Origin of the sequence: Streptomyces ambofaciens ATCC 23877, from assembly GCF_001267885.1 — a bacterium.
Classification (GTDB): domain Bacteria; phylum Actinomycetota; class Actinomycetes; order Streptomycetales; family Streptomycetaceae; genus Streptomyces; species Streptomyces ambofaciens.
On the sequence record NZ_CP012382.1, the window covers coordinates 7,039,770 to 7,056,999 of the forward strand.

11 protein-coding genes are annotated in these 17,230 nt (G+C 74.3%); 5 read left to right on the forward strand and 6 right to left on the reverse strand.

Annotation, left to right across the window (positions count from 1 at the left end; genetic code table 11):
- Positions 1 to 46 precede the first annotated feature (46 nt).
- A complete protein-coding gene (locus tag SAM23877_RS30985; protein WP_053140191.1) occupies positions 47 to 1,873 on the forward strand; it encodes a LuxR family transcriptional regulator AbsR2 in 1,827 nt (608 codons plus the stop codon).
- Between the two features lie 11 nt (positions 1,874 to 1,884).
- Here SAM23877_RS30985 and SAM23877_RS30990 read toward each other — a convergent pair whose 3' ends face one another.
- Positions 1,885 to 4,713, reverse strand: a complete 2,829-nt coding sequence (locus SAM23877_RS30990; protein WP_053140193.1) for a CHAT domain-containing protein — start codon at positions 4,711 to 4,713, stop codon at positions 1,885 to 1,887.
- A 146-nt stretch (positions 4,714 to 4,859) separates the two neighbouring features.
- On the opposite strand from SAM23877_RS30990, the gene SAM23877_RS30995 reads away from it, so the two are divergent.
- From SAM23877_RS30995 to SAM23877_RS31005, 3 genes are all read left to right on the forward strand, one after another.
- The gene (locus tag SAM23877_RS30995) at positions 4,860 to 6,293 is read left to right on the forward strand and encodes a S8/S53 family peptidase (protein ID WP_053140196.1); all 1,434 of its coding nucleotides are present in this window, start codon (positions 4,860 to 4,862) and stop codon (positions 6,291 to 6,293) included.
- A gap of 71 nt (positions 6,294 to 6,364) precedes the next feature.
- Positions 6,365 to 6,940: an RNA polymerase sigma factor gene (locus SAM23877_RS31000; protein ID WP_053140199.1), complete on the forward strand. Its 576-nt coding sequence runs from the start codon at positions 6,365 to 6,367 to the stop codon at positions 6,938 to 6,940.
- Positions 6,937 to 7,446 (forward strand): hypothetical protein, encoded by a 510-nt coding sequence (locus SAM23877_RS31005; RefSeq protein WP_053140202.1) that lies wholly within the window; start codon positions 6,937 to 6,939, stop codon positions 7,444 to 7,446. Before SAM23877_RS31000 ends, SAM23877_RS31005 begins: the two co-directional genes overlap by 4 nt.
- 103 nt (positions 7,447 to 7,549) lie before the next feature.
- Here the strand turns inward: SAM23877_RS31005 and SAM23877_RS31010 are convergent, their stop codons facing one another.
- The 4 genes from SAM23877_RS31010 to SAM23877_RS31025 all read right to left on the reverse strand — a co-directional run bounded on the left by SAM23877_RS31010 (position 7,550) and on the right by SAM23877_RS31025 (position 13,167).
- Entirely contained in the window at positions 7,550 to 8,347 is a 798-nt protein-coding gene (locus tag SAM23877_RS31010) for an N-formylglutamate amidohydrolase (protein WP_053140205.1), read from the reverse strand.
- 99 nt (positions 8,348 to 8,446) lie between these two features.
- Positions 8,447 to 10,666, reverse strand: coding sequence for an NADP-dependent isocitrate dehydrogenase (locus tag SAM23877_RS31015; RefSeq protein ID WP_053140208.1), 2,220 nt, complete (start codon positions 10,664 to 10,666; stop codon positions 8,447 to 8,449).
- Between the two features lie 141 nt (positions 10,667 to 10,807).
- On the reverse strand, positions 10,808 to 11,887 hold the full coding sequence (locus SAM23877_RS31020; RefSeq protein WP_053140211.1) for a mechanosensitive ion channel family protein: 1,080 nt from the start codon (positions 11,885 to 11,887) through the stop codon (positions 10,808 to 10,810).
- Between the two features lie 380 nt (positions 11,888 to 12,267).
- The gene (locus SAM23877_RS31025; RefSeq protein ID WP_053143046.1) at positions 12,268 to 13,167 is read right to left on the reverse strand and encodes a lysylphosphatidylglycerol synthase transmembrane domain-containing protein; all 900 of its coding nucleotides are present in this window, start codon (positions 13,165 to 13,167) and stop codon (positions 12,268 to 12,270) included.
- 276 nt (positions 13,168 to 13,443) lie between these two features.
- On the opposite strand from SAM23877_RS31025, the gene SAM23877_RS31030 reads away from it, so the two are divergent.
- Complete coding sequence (locus SAM23877_RS31030) at positions 13,444 to 15,327, forward strand: ABC transporter ATP-binding protein (RefSeq protein WP_079030837.1); 1,884 nt, start codon at positions 13,444 to 13,446, stop codon at positions 15,325 to 15,327.
- Positions 15,328 to 15,383: 56 nt separating this feature from the next.
- Here the strand turns inward: SAM23877_RS31030 and SAM23877_RS31035 are convergent, their stop codons facing one another.
- Entirely contained in the window at positions 15,384 to 17,165 is a 1,782-nt protein-coding gene (locus SAM23877_RS31035; protein ID WP_053140217.1) for an ATP-binding SpoIIE family protein phosphatase, read from the reverse strand.
- Positions 17,166 to 17,230 lie beyond the last annotated feature (65 nt).

Consider the following 17,230-nt stretch of genomic DNA (forward strand, 5'->3'; position numbering starts at 1 on the left):
TCCCGGCGCCTGAGTCGGGGGCTACTCAAGTCACCCTGTATCAGGGATGAGTAAGCCGACTCATGTTGCCGTGACGATTTCACCGCGGGACGCGAAGACGCTGGAGACCGCCTGGCCGTTCACCGGGCGTGCGGACGAACTGGAACGGGTGCGCCGGTCCCTGACCGCCGGGCGCGGCGGCATCGTGGTCACGGGCCCGGCGGGCCGCGGCAAGTCCCGGCTCGTGACCGAGGCCCTCCGCGGCACGGACCGCGCCGTCGCGGCCGGGACGCCCGAGACCCGGGGCATTCCCTTCGCCGCCTTCGCCCACCTGCTGCCCGGCACCGTCACCCTGCACGACGCGGTGCGCGTCCTGTCCGGCGTGCGGCTCCTCCTGGTCGACGACGCGCACCTGCTCGACGACGCCTCCGCCGCCCTCGTGCACCAACTGGCCGTGCACGGCCGTACCCGGCTCCTGGTCGTCGCCGCGGAGGGGGTGCCCGTACCGGGGGCGGTGTCCCGGCTGTGGTCCGGTGAGCTGCTGCCGCGGCTCGCCCTGGAACCGCTGCCCCGCGAGGAGACCGCCGAACTCCTCACGGCCGGCGCGGGCGTCGCCCTGGATCCGCTCACCACCGACCGGCTGCACCGCCTGTGCCGGGGGGACCTGCGGCTGCTGCGCGAACTGCTGACCGCCGTGCGCGAGCGCGGCCTGCTCGAACCGGTCCCGGACACGGACCGGCGGGCATGGCGCGGGCCGGTGCCGGTCACGGCCACCGTCCGCGAGCGCACCGCCCACGTGCTCGACCGCGCTCTCCCCGGCGAACGGGAGACGCTCGAACGCCTCGCGTTCGCCGAGCCGCTGCCCCTCGGCCCCGACGACCTCGACGACCTCGACACGGGCATCCTGGAACACCTGGAGACCGAAGGCCTGGTCGCCGTCGACGACCACGGTGCCACCCGGCTCGCCCACCCCCTGCACGGCCCGGTCCTGCGCGCCGCCGCGGGCCGGCTGCGGGCCCGGCGCCTCTCCCGCACCCCGGACCGGTGCGGGCCCGCCCTCGCGGCGGAGGAGGCCCTGCTGGCCCAGCGCATCGAACGGGCGGACGTACGGGCGTCGCGGACACCCGTGGGGGAGTGGCTCGCGGCCGAGGGCGAACCCCTGCCGGCCCGGTACGCCGCGTTGCGCGCCCGCTTCGCGCGCCTGCGCGGACTGCTCGGCGAGGCCGCGGCCTGGGCCCGCGAGGGGCTGCGGACGAGTCCCGGCGACGCGTCCTGCCGGGACGAACTCGCCCTGGCGGCGGCCCAGTCGGGCGACATCCCGTCGGCACACGGAGGCGCGGCCGCCGCCTGGGCCGCCGCCGCGCGCGGGGATCTGGACGAAGCGGTCCGGCTGGCCGCCGCCGGCGATCCGTACGACGCCGTCCGGCTCGGTGCCCCGGAGCGGGCGGCCGGCCGGCTGACCGGCGTCTTCGCCGCCCACGCCGACGCGCTCGCGCGGGGCGACGGACCGGCGCTGGACGAGGTGGCCGCGCAACTGGAGCGGCGGGGCTTCCTGCTCTTCGCCGCCGAAGCACACGCCCAGGCGGTGGGCGCCCACCGCGACCCCGGCGCCGCCCGCACCGCCCGTACCCGTGCCGTCGCCCTCGCCCGGCGCTGCGAGGGCGCCCGCACCCCGGCCCTGTCCGGCCTGGCACTGGGCGAACTCACCGCCCGGCAGCGGCAGATCGTGACACTCGCCGCCGCCGGACTGAGCAACCGGCAGATCGCGGAGCGGCTGACCCTGTCCGTCCGCACCGTCGGCAACCACCTCTACGGCGCCTACACGCGCCTCGGCGCCGGTGACCGCGGCGCGCTGCCGTGGCTGATGGAGCTGCCCGAACCCCAGCCCGCGTGAGCCGCCGGGCGTCAGGCGGCCCCGAATGCGGAGAACGCCCACCCCGTCGCCTGGTGCACCGCGTCGCCCGGCAGCGCGGCCCGTGCGTCGCGCAGCGCCTCCGCAAGGGACAGCCCGGCGTCCAGGCCCTTGTGCAGCGCGAGCATCAGCGGCACCACCGCGGCGTCGTTGACCGGCGCGCTGCACGCCACCACCCCGGCGGTGCCCAGCGGCAGCAGCGCGGTGACCAGACCGAGCAGCTCGTCCGCGCCGACCGAGGCGAACCGCGCGGTGTCGCAGCAGGACAGGATGATCCGGTACGGGCTGCGGTCCAGCCGCTCGAAGTCGTGCACGATGAGCGGCCCGTCCGCCATCCGCAACGACGAGAACAAGGGGCTGTCCGCGCGGAAGGTGCCGTGCGCGGCGATGTGCGCCAACGCCGCCCCGTCCAACTCCCGCAACACCCGCGGCACCCGAGCGTCGTCCGCCTCCAGCAGGGTGGGCCGGGGCCCCGGTGCCGGGCCGTCCGACCGCCCGACCGCGGTGTCGCCCGGCCCGCCGGCCTGCGGTCCGCGCGTCCGGCCGCCGTCCGGCGCGGTCGTCCCGGGTCTCGCGCCGGTGCGCCGCGACCCTCGCGCCCGGCCCGCGTCCGCCTCTTCCGCCCCGCCCGGTGCGCCGTATCCGCCCGCCGCCGACGGCGGGTACGCCCTCCCGCCCTCCGGAGCCCCGTAGCGGCCGGCGAGCTCCGGTACCTCGGCTCCGCCGCTCGCCAGCCCCGGCCCGCGCACCAGCACCTGACGGCCGCCGGGCGGCGGCGCGGTCTCCTTCGCGCGCAGCCAGCTGCTCGCCGACGGGGAGACGCTCAGGACCCGTTCGCGCAGGGCGGGCAGCAGGGCCCACGGCACGCGGTGCAGCCGGCCCGGCGGCACCACGACGACCGGACCGGTGCCGAGATGCGCCGCGGCGGGACCGAGCAGGAGCTCCTGGAGGCGCGCGCCCGCCGCCTCCACCAGCGGCAGCCGGGCCTCCGCACCGGGGTGGGCGAGCCGCCGCAGACCGGCCTGCACGTGCTCGGCCTCCCTCTCCGCCTCGGCCAGCAGCCCGGCCTCGAACCGCCGCACCCGCCCCTGTCCGCACAGCAGCACGTGCACCCGCCCGTCGAGCACGGCCAGCTCCACCAGGCGTACGTCGTCGCCGAGCCGGTCCAGCAGCCGCGCGACGTCGAAACGGTCGCCGTCGCCCGGGGCCTCGCCCCGCATGTGCAGGGTGCGGGAGCGGATCTCCCGCTCCAGGCGCCGCTGTTCGCGCTCCAGCGCGGGGACGGGCCGGCCACCGCCCGTGCGGGCGTCGTCCGCACGGGCGGCCAGCTCCCGGAAGGCCGTCATCGCGCTCAGCAGCACCGGATCGGCCGGCGGCCGGGTGGGCGGCGCCGTCAGCACCGTCGCCCGCCAGCGTTCGCTCCACACCAGCAGCCGCCGTGGTCCGCCCGAGACCAGACTCGCCCGCTGCGCCAGCGCCGCCAGCTCCGCCCCCTGGGCGGTGGCCCGGGCCCGCAGCTCCGAGGCGCCCAGCGTCATCAGGTGATCGTCCAGGACGTCCAGCCCGCGCCGGCAGGCCTCGAGCACACCCCGCGCCGAACCCGCCGCGCGCGCCCGCAGCGCCTGTGCCGCCCAGCCCGTCATCCGCGCGAGCGGCGGCCCGCCGTGCCGGCTGCGCGCGGCGACCGCCAGATGCCGCTCCGCGTCCGCCGTCCAGCCCAGGCCCAGCGCGATCCGGCCCGCGAGCAGGGACGCCTCCGGAGCGGCCGGCGCACCGAAGGCGGCCAGCCGCTCCGCCACCGCCGCCGCGTCCGCGACCAGCCGGCCCGACCCGTGCCCCGTGGCGACCCGGGCCTCGATCAGCACCAGCCGGGCGTGCGTCTCGTACCAGGTGCGCCGCTGCCCGGCGAACAGCCGTACCGCGACGGCCGCGCGCGCGAGCGCGGTCTGCGCCTCACCCGCCAGCCGGGCCGCCCGGGCGGCGACCAGCAGCAGCTCCGCCTTGCGGGTGGACTGTCCGCCGATCCCGTCCAGCGCCGCGATCGCCCCGTCCGCCTCGGCCAGGGCCTCCGTGGCCAGCCCCGCCGCCATCAGCACCTCGCAGCGCCGGATGGTGAGCATGAACGTCGGCGTGCCCAGCTTGGCGTAGCGCTCCTCGGCCTCGTCGAGCAGCCGCAGCGCCGTCGGCACGTCACCCGAACGGAACGCCGCTAGCCCCCGGCTCTCCACCGCGTCGGCCTTGTCGTGCTCCTGGCCGGTGGTGTCCCACAGCGCCTCCGCCTCGGTGAAGTCGGCGTCCGCCCGCTCCACCGCGCCGAGCGCCAGATGCACCGTGGCCCGCAGGGTCAGGGCCCGCGCCGTCCAGATCACGTCGTCCGCCTGCCGCAGCACCGGAATCGCCCGCCGTACGTCCTCCAGCGCCTCCCGGTGCCGCCCCAGCACCCACCACACGTACGCCCGCCGGTACAGCACCCGGGCCCGGGTGTGCCCGCTGCCGCGTGCCACGCCCCGCTCGAAGGCCGCCAGCCCCTCACGGGTGCGGCCGGAGTGCACCAGCGCCACCCCGAGCGTCGCCAGTACGTCCGCCTCCCGCTCGGCCGAGTCCGCCCGGGCCGCCAGGTCGCGGGCGCGCCGCAGATGGGCCAGGGCCTGCCGGGTGTCCCCGAAGTCGCGCTGCCAGATGCCGATCACCTGATGGGCGATCGAGGCGTGCAGCGGTGCGGGATCGGCCCCGAGCAGCTCCTCCGCCCGCGCCAGCGCTTCGTTGGGGGCGGCGAACACCATCGGCAGCAGTTGGAGAACCGACTCGTTTCCCGCTGTCACTCCACGGATGGTAGTGCTCCGGAACCACGCCCCACAGGTACGTGTCTGTATCAATCAGCCACCCCGGGACTCTGATTGACGACCGCAGCCACGACCGCAGCCACGGCCGCGACCGTCACCGCCGCCGCCTCAGTGGAGGACATGCCATGGCACCACAGCGATTCCGCGAGCAGTTCGACCAGATCCAGCGCTCGATGCCGGACGTCCCGCTGGTGATGGGCCCGGACGACTCCGCCGAGTTCTTCTACGAGAAGGGCGTCGTCCTCGCCCGTGACGGCGAGGAGGCCCGCCTCGTCGAGGACACCGTGCGCGACCACTTCACCACCTTCGCCGGACTCACCCCGGACCAGGTACGCCGGGCGAGCCCCGAGACCAACCGCACCGGCATCACCCGCATCCGGGTCGGCGACCCGGGCGAGGGCGACCGGAGCGGCGACCTCGCCGTGGCGAACGCCCTGCGTTCCCTCAGGACCGTGGAGGGCAGGGCCGGCCGCCGGCTGATCAGCCGCAACCACGTCGTCTCCATCGCGGTCAACGCCTGCCCCGGTGACGAGCCCATCCCCGTCCCGATCAGCGAGCCGCCCAACCCGGCCGCCGCCGAGACCCCCTACGACGAGGGGACCGCCGTCGGCGTCCTCGTCATCGACACGGGCCTCATGGGCGACTACCGGTCCTACCCGCTGCTCGCCCACACCGACGGCGACGCCCAGATCAGGGAGTGCGACGACGACGGAGTCCTCCAGCAGTACGTCGGCCACGGCACCTTCATCGCCGGGCTCGTCGCGGCCGTCGCCCCCAACACCGACGTGACCGTCCGCAACACGCTCAACGACGCCGGCGCCATCCTGGAGTCCGAGCTGGGCGAGAAGCTCTTCGAGGCCGTCGACCGCGGCGGCTGGCCCGACGTCCTCAGCCTCTCCGCCGGCACGTCCAACGGCCGCACCGACGGGCTGCTCGGCGTGCACGCCTTCATGGAGGAACTGCGCGAGCAGCGCACCCTGCTGGTCGCCGCCGCCGGCAACAACGCCAGCGCCACCCCCTTCTGGCCCGCCGCCTACGCCGACCTGCCGGGCTGGGAGAAGTCCGTGCTGTCGGTCGGCGCGCTGCGCGCCGACGGCGAGTTCGGCGCCTGCTTCAGCAACCACGGCGGCTGGGTGAAGGTCTACGCTCCCGGCGAGCGCCTCACCAGTGCCCTCACCGGCTTCGCGACCCCCGTGCCGTACGTCTACCAGCACTCCACCTACGACGCCTGCCGGTACGGCTTCGCCTACGCCTGCACCTGCCAGTACCCCCGGCACAACGGGGTGCTGAGCGAGCCCGGCGAGGCCCCCGCCAAGCCGGACCAGGTGATGTTCGAGGGGCACGCCCAGTGGAGCGGCACCTCCTTCGCCACGCCCGTGGTCGCGGGCCTGGTCGCCTCCCACATGACGGAGCACAAGGAGCGGGACCCGCGAGCGGCCCGCAAGCAGCTGCTCAGGGCCAACTCCGAGTACGCGGAGGTGCGCGGGGCGCACGTGCCGGCGCTGCTGCCGCCGACCTGGCACCCGGTCACCGTCGAGGCGCCGGCCGGCGGGGCGTGAGCGGCCCTGTGCCGGGCGGAACCACCTGCTCCACGGCGTACGATGACGTGTCGTACACGAGGGGTGGGACCGTGGACCGTGCAGATGTCGGGGTGCTCGTCCAGTTGGCCGCCGACGGGGACGCGGCGGCCTGGAAGTCACTGGTGGACGGGCTGGGCCCGCTGGTGTGGTCCGTCGTGCGGGCGCACGGGCTGTCCGACGCCGACGCGCACGAGGTGTACCAGACCGCCTGGTTCCGGTTCGCCCAGCACCTGGGGCGGATCCGCGAACCGGAGAAGACGGGCTCCTGGCTGGCGAGCACGGCACGGCACGAGTGCCTGAAGCTGATCAGGGCGTCGAAGCGGTGGACGCCGACCGACGATCCGCAGCTTCTGGACCGCCCGAGCGAGGAACGTACGCCGGAGGAGTCGGTGCTCGACTCCGAGGAGGCCGCCGCGCAGACCGAGCGCGTGCGGCGACTGTGGCAGGAGTTCGAGGAACTGGGCGAGCGCTGCCGCCAGTTGCTCCGCGTGCTGATCTCCTCGCCACCACCCAGTTATCAGGAGGTGTCCGCCGCGCTGGGGATCGCGGTGGGCAGCATCGGGCCGATGCGCCAGCGCTGTCTGCGCAGGCTGCGGGCCCGACTCGAGGCACGGGGGACGTCATGAGCGACCTGCACGACGACGGATTCGACGAGGGGCCCCGCGAAGGGCCCGGCGACGGCGCCTTCACGGACGGCGAGTGGGACACCGGACTGCTGGAGGAGGAGCTGCGGCAGGCCGCCGCGATCCTCGACCCGGTCCCGACGGAGCTGCGGCGGATCGCCGTCGACGCCTTCGCACTGCACGACCTGGACGCCCGCGTCGCCGAGCTGACCTTCGACTCGCTGGTCGACGCCATCCCGGTCAGAGGAGCGAGCGACCCGCCCCGCATGCTGACCTTCAGCGCGGACGAGGTGACCGTCGACGTCGAGGTGACGGCGGACGGACTGATCGGACAGGTGCTGCCGCCGGGGCCGGCCCGGATCGAGGTGCTCAGCGGCCCCCGGCCCCACGCGCTGCTGACCGCGGACGACATGGGCCGTTTCACCGGCGAGTCCCCGCCCAGCGGCCCGTTCGCGCTGCGGCTGCGGACCGGCCGCGAGGTGGTCGTGACGGAGTGGCTGCGCGCCTGACCCACCGGCCGGCCGGCGCGGTGTCGCCCCCGCGGCCTGCGCTCGCTCGTCGGGCACGCGGGAGCGCCGGAGCCGGTGGCCCGGCCGGTGCTCGCTCCGCTGGTCAGGACGACGCGGCGTCGACGAGCGCCGCCAGCGAGGCGGCGAGGTGGGACAGTCCGGGCCCGGCCGGGCCGCCCGGTTCGGTCATGTAGGTGTCCCGGCGGATCTCCACCATCAGGGCCCCGACCTCGCGCCGCTTCCCGTAGAACTCCAGCGGCACGTACGTCCCGCCGAACGGGCTGTCCAGACCGGTCTCCCCGCACGGGGCGAACGCCTCCCGCGCCGCGGCGAGCAGCTCGGGCGACGTGTGGAAGGCGTCGGTGCCCAGGCAGACCGGTGGGCGCGGGCCCCGGCCGTGCAGCTCGTAGGGGAGGGGCGCGGTGGGGTAGGAGTGCACGTCGACGATCACGGCGCGGCCGGTGGCGGCGAGCCGTTCGGCGACCGCCTCGGTCATCGCCCGCGCGTAGGGCCGGAAGTACCGTTCGATCAGCGGCGCCGGGTCGGTGCCCTCGGCCCGCAGCACCTCGCGGTGCGTGGTCCGCGTGTACACGGCGCCCATCCCGACGGCCGTCATCTCCTCCCGCTCGTCCGGGAACCGTTCCGGATCGACGACCAGCCGCGACGTCCGGTTGACGAACCGCCAGGGCGTGACCCCGGCCAGCCCGGCCGCCGCCTCGGCGATCCGCGCGGTGTGCGCGTCGGTGAGGTGGTCCAGCTCCCGTTCCAGCGCCGGGTCGTCCAGGACGATGCCGGGGCGGACGTCGGCCGGAACGTGCCGCGAGGAGTGCGGCACATGGAGGATCACGGGGGACGCCGCGGCGCCGGGCAGCAGCTCGAAGGCGTGCGGGGCGTCGGTCATGGACGGCTCCGTGAGGTCAGGGGGTCGACACGGACGGGCACCCCGTCTCCGCCGAGCGGAAACGGGGTGCCTGTCGGGACGTGCGCGGGACCGCGAGGATCAGGCGAGGGACGCCAGCGCCTCGTTCCAGGTGGCCGACGGACGCATGATCTCGGCGGCCTTGGCCGGGTCGGGCTGGTAGTAGCCGCCGATCTCGGCCGGCTCGCCCTGGACGGCGTTCAGCTCCTCGACGATCTTCTGCTCGTTCGCGGACAGCGTCTCGGCGAGCGGGGCGAAGGCCTTGGCCAGGTCCGCGTCGTCGGTCTGCCTGGCCAGCTCCTGCGCCCAGTACAGGGACAGGAAGAAGTGGCTGCCGCGGTTGTCGATGCCGCCGACGCGCCGGGTCGGGGACTTGTCCTCGTTGAGGAAGGTCGCCGTGGCGCGGTCGAGGGCGTCGGCGAGGACCTTGGCCCGGGTGTTGCCGGTGACCTCGGCGTACTGCTCCAGGGACGGCACCAGGGCGAAGAACTCGCCGAGGGAGTCCCAGCGCAGGTAGTTCTCTTTCACGAGCTGCTGCACGTGCTTGGGCGCGGAGCCGCCGGCGCCGGTCTCGAAGAGGCCACCGCCCGCCATCAGCGGGACGACCGACAGCATCTTGGCGCTGGTGCCCAGCTCCAGGATGGGGAAGAGGTCGGTCAGGTAGTCGCGCAGCACGTTGCCGGTGACGGAGATGGTGTTCTCACCGCGGCGGATGCGCTCCACCGACAGCTTGGTCGCCTCCACGGGGGACAGGATCCTGATGTCCAGGCCCTCGGTGTCGTGCTCCGGCAGGTACGCCTTCACCTTGGCGATCAGGTTGGCGTCGTGGGCGCGGCCCTCGTCCAGCCAGAAGACCGCCGGGTCGCCGGTGGCGCGGGCGCGGGTGACGGCCAGCTTCACCCAGTCGCGGATCGGGGCGTCCTTGGTCTGGCAGGCGCGGAAGATGTCGCCGGCGGAGACCGCCTGCTCCAGGACGGCGTTGCCGTCGGCGTCGACCAGGCGGACCGTGCCGGTGGTCGGGATCTCGAAGGTCTTGTCGTGGCTGCCGTACTCCTCGGCCTTCTGCGCCATGAGGCCGACGTTCGGTACCGAGCCCATGGTGGAGGGGTCGTAGGCGCCGTTGGCGCGGCAGTCGTCGATGACGGCCTGGTACACGCCGGCGTAGGACGAGTCCGGGATGACGGCGAGCGCGTCGTGCTCCTGGCCGTCCGGGCCCCACATGTGGCCGGAGGTGCGGATCATGGCCGGCATGGAGGCGTCGATGATGACGTCGGAGGGCACGTGCAGGTTGCTGATGCCCTTGTCGGAGTCGACCATCGCCAGCTCCGGGCCCTCGGCGAGCTCGGCGTCGAAGGAGGCCTTGATCTCGGCGCCCTCGGGCAGGGACTCCAGGCCCTTGTAGATGCCGCCCAGACCGTCGTTCGGGGTGAGGCCGGCCTTGGCGAGCGTCTCACCGTACTGCGCGAAGGTCTTCGGGAAGAAGGCGCGGACCACGTGGCCGAAGATGATCGGGTCGGAGACCTTCATCATCGTGGCCTTCAGGTGCACCGAGTACAGGATGCCCTCGGCCTTGGCGCGGGCGACCTGCGCCGTGAGGAACTCGCGCAGCGCGGCAACGCGCAGCACCGAGGCGTCGACGACCTCGTCCTTCTTCACCGGCACCGACTCGCGCAGCACCGTGGTGGTGCCGTCGTCGCCGACCAGCTCGATCCGCAGCGCGCCGTCCTCGGCGATCACCACGGACTTCTCGGTGGAGCGGAAGTCGTTCTCGCCCATGGTCGCCACGTCGGTCTTGGACTCGGCGGTCCAGGCGCCCATGCGGTGCGGGTGGTTCTTGGCGTAGTTCTTCACCGAGGCCGGGGCACGGCGGTCGGAGTTGCCCTCGCGCAGGACCGGGTTGACCGCGGAGCCCTTGACCTTGTCGTAGCGGGCGCGGATGTCGCGCTCCTCGTCGGTCTTCGGGTCGTCCGGGTAGGCCGGCAGCGCGTAGCCCTGGCCCTGGAGCTCGGCGATCGCGGCCTTGAGCTGCGGGATGGACGCCGAGATGTTCGGCAGCTTGATGATGTTGGCCGCGGGCGTCTTGGCCAGCTCGCCGAGTTCCGCGAGGGCGTCCGGGATGCGCTGGTCCTCGGTCAGGTACTCCGGGAACAGGGCGATGATCCGGCCGGCCAGCGAGATGTCCCGGGTCTCGACGGGGACACCCGCCTGCGAGGCGTACGCCCGGATCACCGGCAGGAACGAATACGTCGCCAGGGCCGGGGCCTCGTCAGTGTGCGTATAGATGATGGTCGAGTCAGTCACCGGGTGCTCCGCTCCACGTCTGCAACATTGCTCGACATCAAGATATCTCGTGACCGTCCTCGGCTCGACAGGGGTCGCACGGTGATTCCGGACAACCGGCCGCACGACCCTGGCCGAACAGGTGAACGAAACGGTGCGAGGTCAGGCGAAAGGAACGGCGTCCTCGCCCGCCCGCTGCTGCGGGAAGACCACCGCGCCCTGCTGGAGCGCCACCGTCCGGGCGGGCGCCGGGATGCGGATGCCCTCCTCGCGGTAGCGCCGGTGCAGGCGCTTGATGAACTCGTGCTTGATCCGGTACTGGTCGCTGAACTCGCCGACGCCCAGGATCACCGTGAAGCCGATCCGCGAGTCGCCGAAGGTGTGGAACCGCACCGCCGGCTCGTGCTCCGGCACCGCGCCGGCGATCTCGGTCATCACCTCGGCGACCACCTCGGTCGTCACCCGCTCCACGTGCTCCAGGTCGCTGTCGTAGGAGACGCCGGCCTGGACCATGATGGTCAGCTGCTGCTCGGGACGCATGAAGTTGGTCATGTTCGACTGCGCGAGCTTGCCGTTCGGGATCACGACCAGGTTGTTGGACAGGTCACGGACGGTGGTCTGCCGCCAGTTGATGTCCTCGACGTAGCCGTCCTCCCCGCTGCTGAGCTGGATGTAGTCACCGGGCTGGACGGTCTTCGAGGCCAGGATGTGGATGCCGGCGAAGAGGTTGGCCAGCGTGTCCTGCAGGGCCAGCGCGACCGCCAGACCGCCCACGCCCAGGGCGGTGAGCAGCGGTGCTATGGAGATGCCCAGCGTCTGCAGCATCACCAGGAAGCCGATGGCGAGCACCAGGATGCGGGTGATGTTCACGAAGATCGTGGCCGACCCGGCGACCCCGGAACGGGACGTCGTCACCGTCCGCACCAGACCGGCGATCACCCGGGCGGCCGTCACCGTCGCCACGAAGATCAACAGGACCGTCAGCACCTGGTTGGTGCCGTGCTGCACCGCTCGCTTCAGCGGCAGCGCCGCCGCGGCACCCGCCACGCCGGCCGAGACCGCCGCCCACGGCACCACCGTGCGCAGCGCGGCCACGATGACATCGTCCCCGCCCCACCGGGTGCGATCGGCGTGACCGGCCAGCCAGCGCAGCGCCATGCGCAGCAGGAACGCCCCGGCCAGGCCCGCGGCCAGCGCGATGGCGGCGGGTACCAGGTGGTCCACGGTCAGGTCGTCCGTCACCGGTCGCCTCCAGGGGATACGGCTCGGGCGAAGGCCCTGGCCGACAGCCGGATGTGAAGTTGCGTCACGTCGTCACCTGCTCGATTCCGGGGTGTGCGATCACACCGGTCCGCAAGACAGTTCGACCGGCGCGAGCGTTCATCCTGCCGTATCCGGAGCGGTGGTTCGCACCGCTCCGGGGAGCGGGGGTCCGTTCCGTGGCCGACGGTCGCGCCTGTGCCTGCCCGCCGCGCGGCCGGGCGCGTCCGTCCTCGAGGCGGCCGAGGCGAGCCCGTGCCGCCCGCGGTGACCGTCACGGGGCCGGGGCCCGGAAGGGGCGGGCGGGGGCGAGGCACCGGCGTCCGTCGGTGGACGCCGGGTGCCGCCGGCGGCCCCTCCCCCTAGATCACCCGCATCCGCACCAGCGCGGCCAGCGTCAGGGCCCCCGGCAACAGCGGCAGCCAGACCGTGAGGAGCCGGAAGGCGAGCACCACCGCCGTGGCCACGGCCGCCGGGCCGCCCGCCGCGACCAGCGCCACCACCAGCGCCGCCTCGACGGAACCGATACCGCCCGGCGTGGGCACCAGCGCGACCGCGACCGTCGCCGCCAGATACGCGACCGCCATGTGCGCGGCCGGAACCGGCAGCGCCAGCGCCCGCCCCACCAGGACCAGTGCCGTCGCCTGGAGCGCCGGGAAGGCCAGCGCGCCGCCCCACAGGGCCAGGGCCCGCGCCGGGCGGGCGTGGACCGCGCGGGCCTCGCCCAACGCCGTACGCAGGAAGGACTCCACCGCTCCGCGCGCCCGGGGCACCAGCACGAGTACGCCCGCCGCGACGACCGGCACGGCGCCGACGGCGATCAGCAGCGGTCCCACGGCCCCCTGGGGCAGCAGCGTGCCCAGCCGCAGCGCGTCGGGGAACGCGATCAGCAAGGCGCCCAGCAGGGCCACCCGGCCGACGCTCTCCGCCAGCAGGTACAGGGCGAGGGCGGCCGAGGAACGGGCGAGCGAGAGCCCGCACACCGACATGAACCGCAGGTTGACCGCGCTCGCGCCCAGCCCCGTCGGCAGCAGGTGGTTCGCCGCGCCCGCGGCGAACTGCGTGGCGACCAGGCGCCGGCGGGGCAGCCGTTCCACCACGGCGCCCTGCCGCGTGCAGGCCGCGGCGACCCAGGTCAGACAGGTCGCGCAGGCCGCGGCCAGCAGCCAGGGCCACCGGGCGGTGGCGAGATGGCCGAAGCCCTCGGCGAGCACGGGCAGGTGCCGCACCGCGACCACGGCCACCAGCAGCAGGGGGAGCACGCAGAAGACCCGCCGGACCAGGCGGGCACGGCCGTTGCGGCGCACGGGGGCCCGGACGGGGACGAGGCCGGGGACGGGCTTCTCGGGGAGGTGTACCGCTGTCACACCACAAGAGATTCCCCCAGCCGAGCCAACTACGGATGGCCGACGCGCGGACGAAGGCTTACGGAGCGCGGGCGACGGGTTCGCCCCCGCCATACGGAGCCTCGGCGACGGGTTCGCCCCCGCGCCCTTGACCTCAAGGAAGATCGAGGTTCTACGGTCACTCGCATGAGCATGGAGACCACAGCCTGGACCCAGCTGCACAGCGTCATGAACGCCGAGCAGGAGCGCCGACCCCTCGCCCGCGCGACGCTGCGCCGCATCGGCGCGTTCGCCCGCCCGCACCGCCGCCGCATCGCCCGATTCGTCCTGCTGGGGGTGGCCACCGCGCTGCTCGCCGTCGCCACCCCCGTCCTGGCCGGCCGCGTCGTCAACGCGATCGTGTCGGGCGACGACGAGGGCACGGTCGTACGCCTCGCCCTGCTGATCGCGCTCATCGCGGTCGCGGAGGCGGGCCTCGGCATCCTCTCCCGCAGGCTCTCGGCGGTGCTCGGGGAGGGGCTCATCCTCGATCTGCGCACGGCTGTGTTCGATCATGTGCAGCGCATGCCCGTGGCGTTCTTCACACGTACTCGTACGGGAGCGCTGGTCTCCCGTCTCAACAACGACGTCATCGGCGCCCAGCGGGCCTTCAGCAACACGCTCTCCGGCGTGGTCAGCAACCTGGTCACCCTGCTGCTCACCCTCGCCGTCATGCTCACCCTGTCCTGGCAGATCACCCTGCTCGCGCTGGTGCTGCTCCCGGTGTTCGTGCTCCCGGCCCGGCACATGGGCCGCCGCATGGCCCGCATGCAACGCGAGGCCGCCACCCTGAACGCCGCCATGGGCACCCGTATGACCGAGCGCTTCTCCGCCCCCGGCGCCACACTGATCAAGCTCTTCGGCCGCCCGGAGGACGAGTCGGCCGAGTTCGCCGACCGCGCCCGCCGCGTCGCGGACATCGGTGTGCGCACCGCCACCGCCCAGGCGGCGTTCATCACCGCGCTCACCCTGGTCTCCGCACTCGCCCTGGCCCTCGTCTACGGCCTCGGCGGATTCCTCGCCCTGCGCGGCACCCTGGACGCCGGCGCCGTCGTGGCACTCGCGCTGCTCCTGACCCGCCTGTACGCGCCGCTCACCGCGCTCGCCGGGGCCCGCGTGGAGGTGATGAGCGCCCTCGTCAGCTTCGAGCGCGTCTTCGAGGTGCTGGACCTGACCCCGCTCATCGACGAGAAGCCCGACGCCCGCCCGGTCCCCGAGGGCCCGGTCGCCGTGGAGTTCGACGAGGTCCGCTTCGGCTACCCGTCCGCCGACAAGGTCTCCCTGGCCTCCCTCGAAGAGGTCGCCTCGCTGGACACCCGGGGCGGCGCCGAGGTCCTGCACGGCCTCTCCTTCCGCGCCGAACCCGGCCAGACCATCGCGCTCGTCGGCTCCTCCGGCGCGGGCAAGTCGACCATCGCCCAGCTGCTGCCGCGGCTGTACGACACCGACGGCGGCACCGTGCGCGTCGGCGGCGTCGACGTCCGCGACCTGAGCGCGCGGTCACTGCGCGACACCGTGGGCATGGTCACCCAGGACGGTCACCTCTTCCACGACACGGTCCGCGCCAACCTGCTGCTGGCCCGGCCCGGGGCCACCGACACCGAGCTGTGGGACGCGCTGGGCCGCGCCCGCCTGGTCGATCTCGTACGGTCCCTGCCCGACGGCCTCGACACCGTGGTCGGCGAACGCGGCTACCGCCTCTCCGGCGGTGAGCGCCAGCGCATGACCATCGCCCGGCTGCTGCTGGCCCGCCAGCGCGTCGTCATCCTCGACGAGGCCACCGCCCACCTCGACAACACCTCCGAGGCGGCCGTCCAGGAGGCCCTCACCGAAGCCCTGGCGGGCCGGACCGCCGTGGTCATCGCGCACCGGCTGTCCACGATCCGGGCGGCCGACCAGATCCTGGTGGTGGAGGCCGGCCGCATCGTGGAACGCGGCACCCACGACGAACTCGTGACCGCCGGCGGCCGCTACGCCCAGCTGCACCGGACCCAGTTCGGACGGCGGACGCCGGACAAGGCGGAGCAGGCGGCGTGAGGGCGTAGCGGACGGACGGGCCGGGCACGGGAGGGTGCGGGCCGGGGCGGGCGCTGTCACGGGCCGGCCGTCCCGGCCCGCACCGGCAGGTCCTGCTCGGCCCAGACGACCTTCCCCTCGGGCGTACGGCAGGAGCCCCAGCGCCTGCACAGCATGTTGATCAGCTGGAGACCGCGCCCGCTCTCGTCGCTCACGTCCGCGTGCTGGATCTGCGGCAGATCCGGCCCGGAGTCGGAGACCTCCACCGAGAGGCGCTCGTCGCGCAGCAGCCGCAGCTCACCGGGCGCGTTCCCGTACCGCAGGGCGTTGCCGACCAGCTCGCTGACCACCAGCTCCGTCGTGTCGACCAGGTCGTGCAGGCCCCACTTCACCAACTGCTCGCGCACCGCGGTCCGGGCCTGCCCGGCGGCCTTGCCGTCCGGCGGCAGCGTCCGGACGTACACATCGCCCTCGGGACCGAGCGGCCGGGCGCCGGCGACCAGGACGATCGTGTCGTCGGAGCGGTCGCCGCCGACCCGCTCGACGATCGACCGGCCCGCCGTGCCGTCCCCGGGCACACCACCGCCGACCGCCTCGCGCAGCCGGTCCAGCAGCGTGTCGAGCCCGGCGGTCCGCGACCTGAGCAGGCCGTCCGTGTACAGCGTCAGCCGGCCCCGCTCGGGGACGGGGCAGTCGACCGGGTCGTACGGGATCACCCCCGCACCCAGCGGCGCCCCGGCGGGTACGTCCAGGAACGAGGCGGTGCCGTCGGGACCGGTCAGCAGCGGCGGCGGGTGGCCGGCGCTGGCGATGCGGAACGTGCCGCCGTGCGGGTCGTAGACCGCGCACAGGCAGGTGGCGACCTGGTCCTCCTCCAGGTCGCGGGCGGCCAGGTCCAGCCGGGCCAGCAGCCGTTCGGGCGCGATGTCGAGCGCCATCAGCGTCCGGGCCACCGTGCGCAGCCTGCCCATCGTCGCGGCGGCGGCCAGGCCGCGGCCCATCACGTCGCCCACCATCAGCGCGGTACGGCCGCTGGGCAGGGCCACGACGTCGAACCAGTCGCCGCCCACCGCGGCCGGATCATCGGCCGGGTCGTAGAACGAGGACACGTCGAGACCGGGCGTGCTCGGGCTGGACCGGGGCAGCAGGGCGCGCTGCAGCGTCACCACGTGCTCGTGCTCGCGCCCGTAGAGCCGGGCGTTGTCGATGTACAGGGCGGCTCGCGACGCCAGCTCCATGACCAGCGCCACGTCGGCCTGGGTGAACGGTGACCGGCTGCCGGCCCGGACGAAATCGGCCAGACCCAGCAGCACTCCCCGGGCGATCAGCGGCACCGCCAGGTACGAGTGCACACCGGCGCGACGCATCACCTCGGCCGCCTTCCGGCTGGGGGCCACGGCGTCGAAGTCGGACGGCCGCATGCGCGCGACCAGGACGGGTTTGCGCGTGGTCAGGCACGTACGCACCAGCCGGTCGGCGGTGTACACGGACAACTCGCCGACCAGGTCCGGCGCGAGATTCAGCCCCGGGATCTCGGAGACCGCCATGGCCCGCAGCTCGGGCGTGCCGGTCGCCCCGTCGAAGCGGTCGACCTCCTGGAACCGGAGCACGGACTCCAGCAGGTCCACCGCGCAGCCGTCGGCCAGTTCCGGCACGGTGAAACCGGCCAGTTCCTCGGCCGTCCGGCGCAGGTCGAGGGTGGTCCCGATCCGCATGCCGGCCTCGTTCAGCCAGGCCAGCCGGCGCCGGGCGCGCACCGCCTCGGTCACCGGGTGCAGCGCGGCCTTCAACGCGCGGCGGCGGCCGTAGAGGGGCTCGGGATGCCGACGGGCCCCGCGCAGCCTGGGTCGTTCCCGCACGCGTCGCCTCCTCCCAGGGCCTCCTCCCCCCGATTCTGCCTTGCCTCGGGGCGACCGGCTACGGC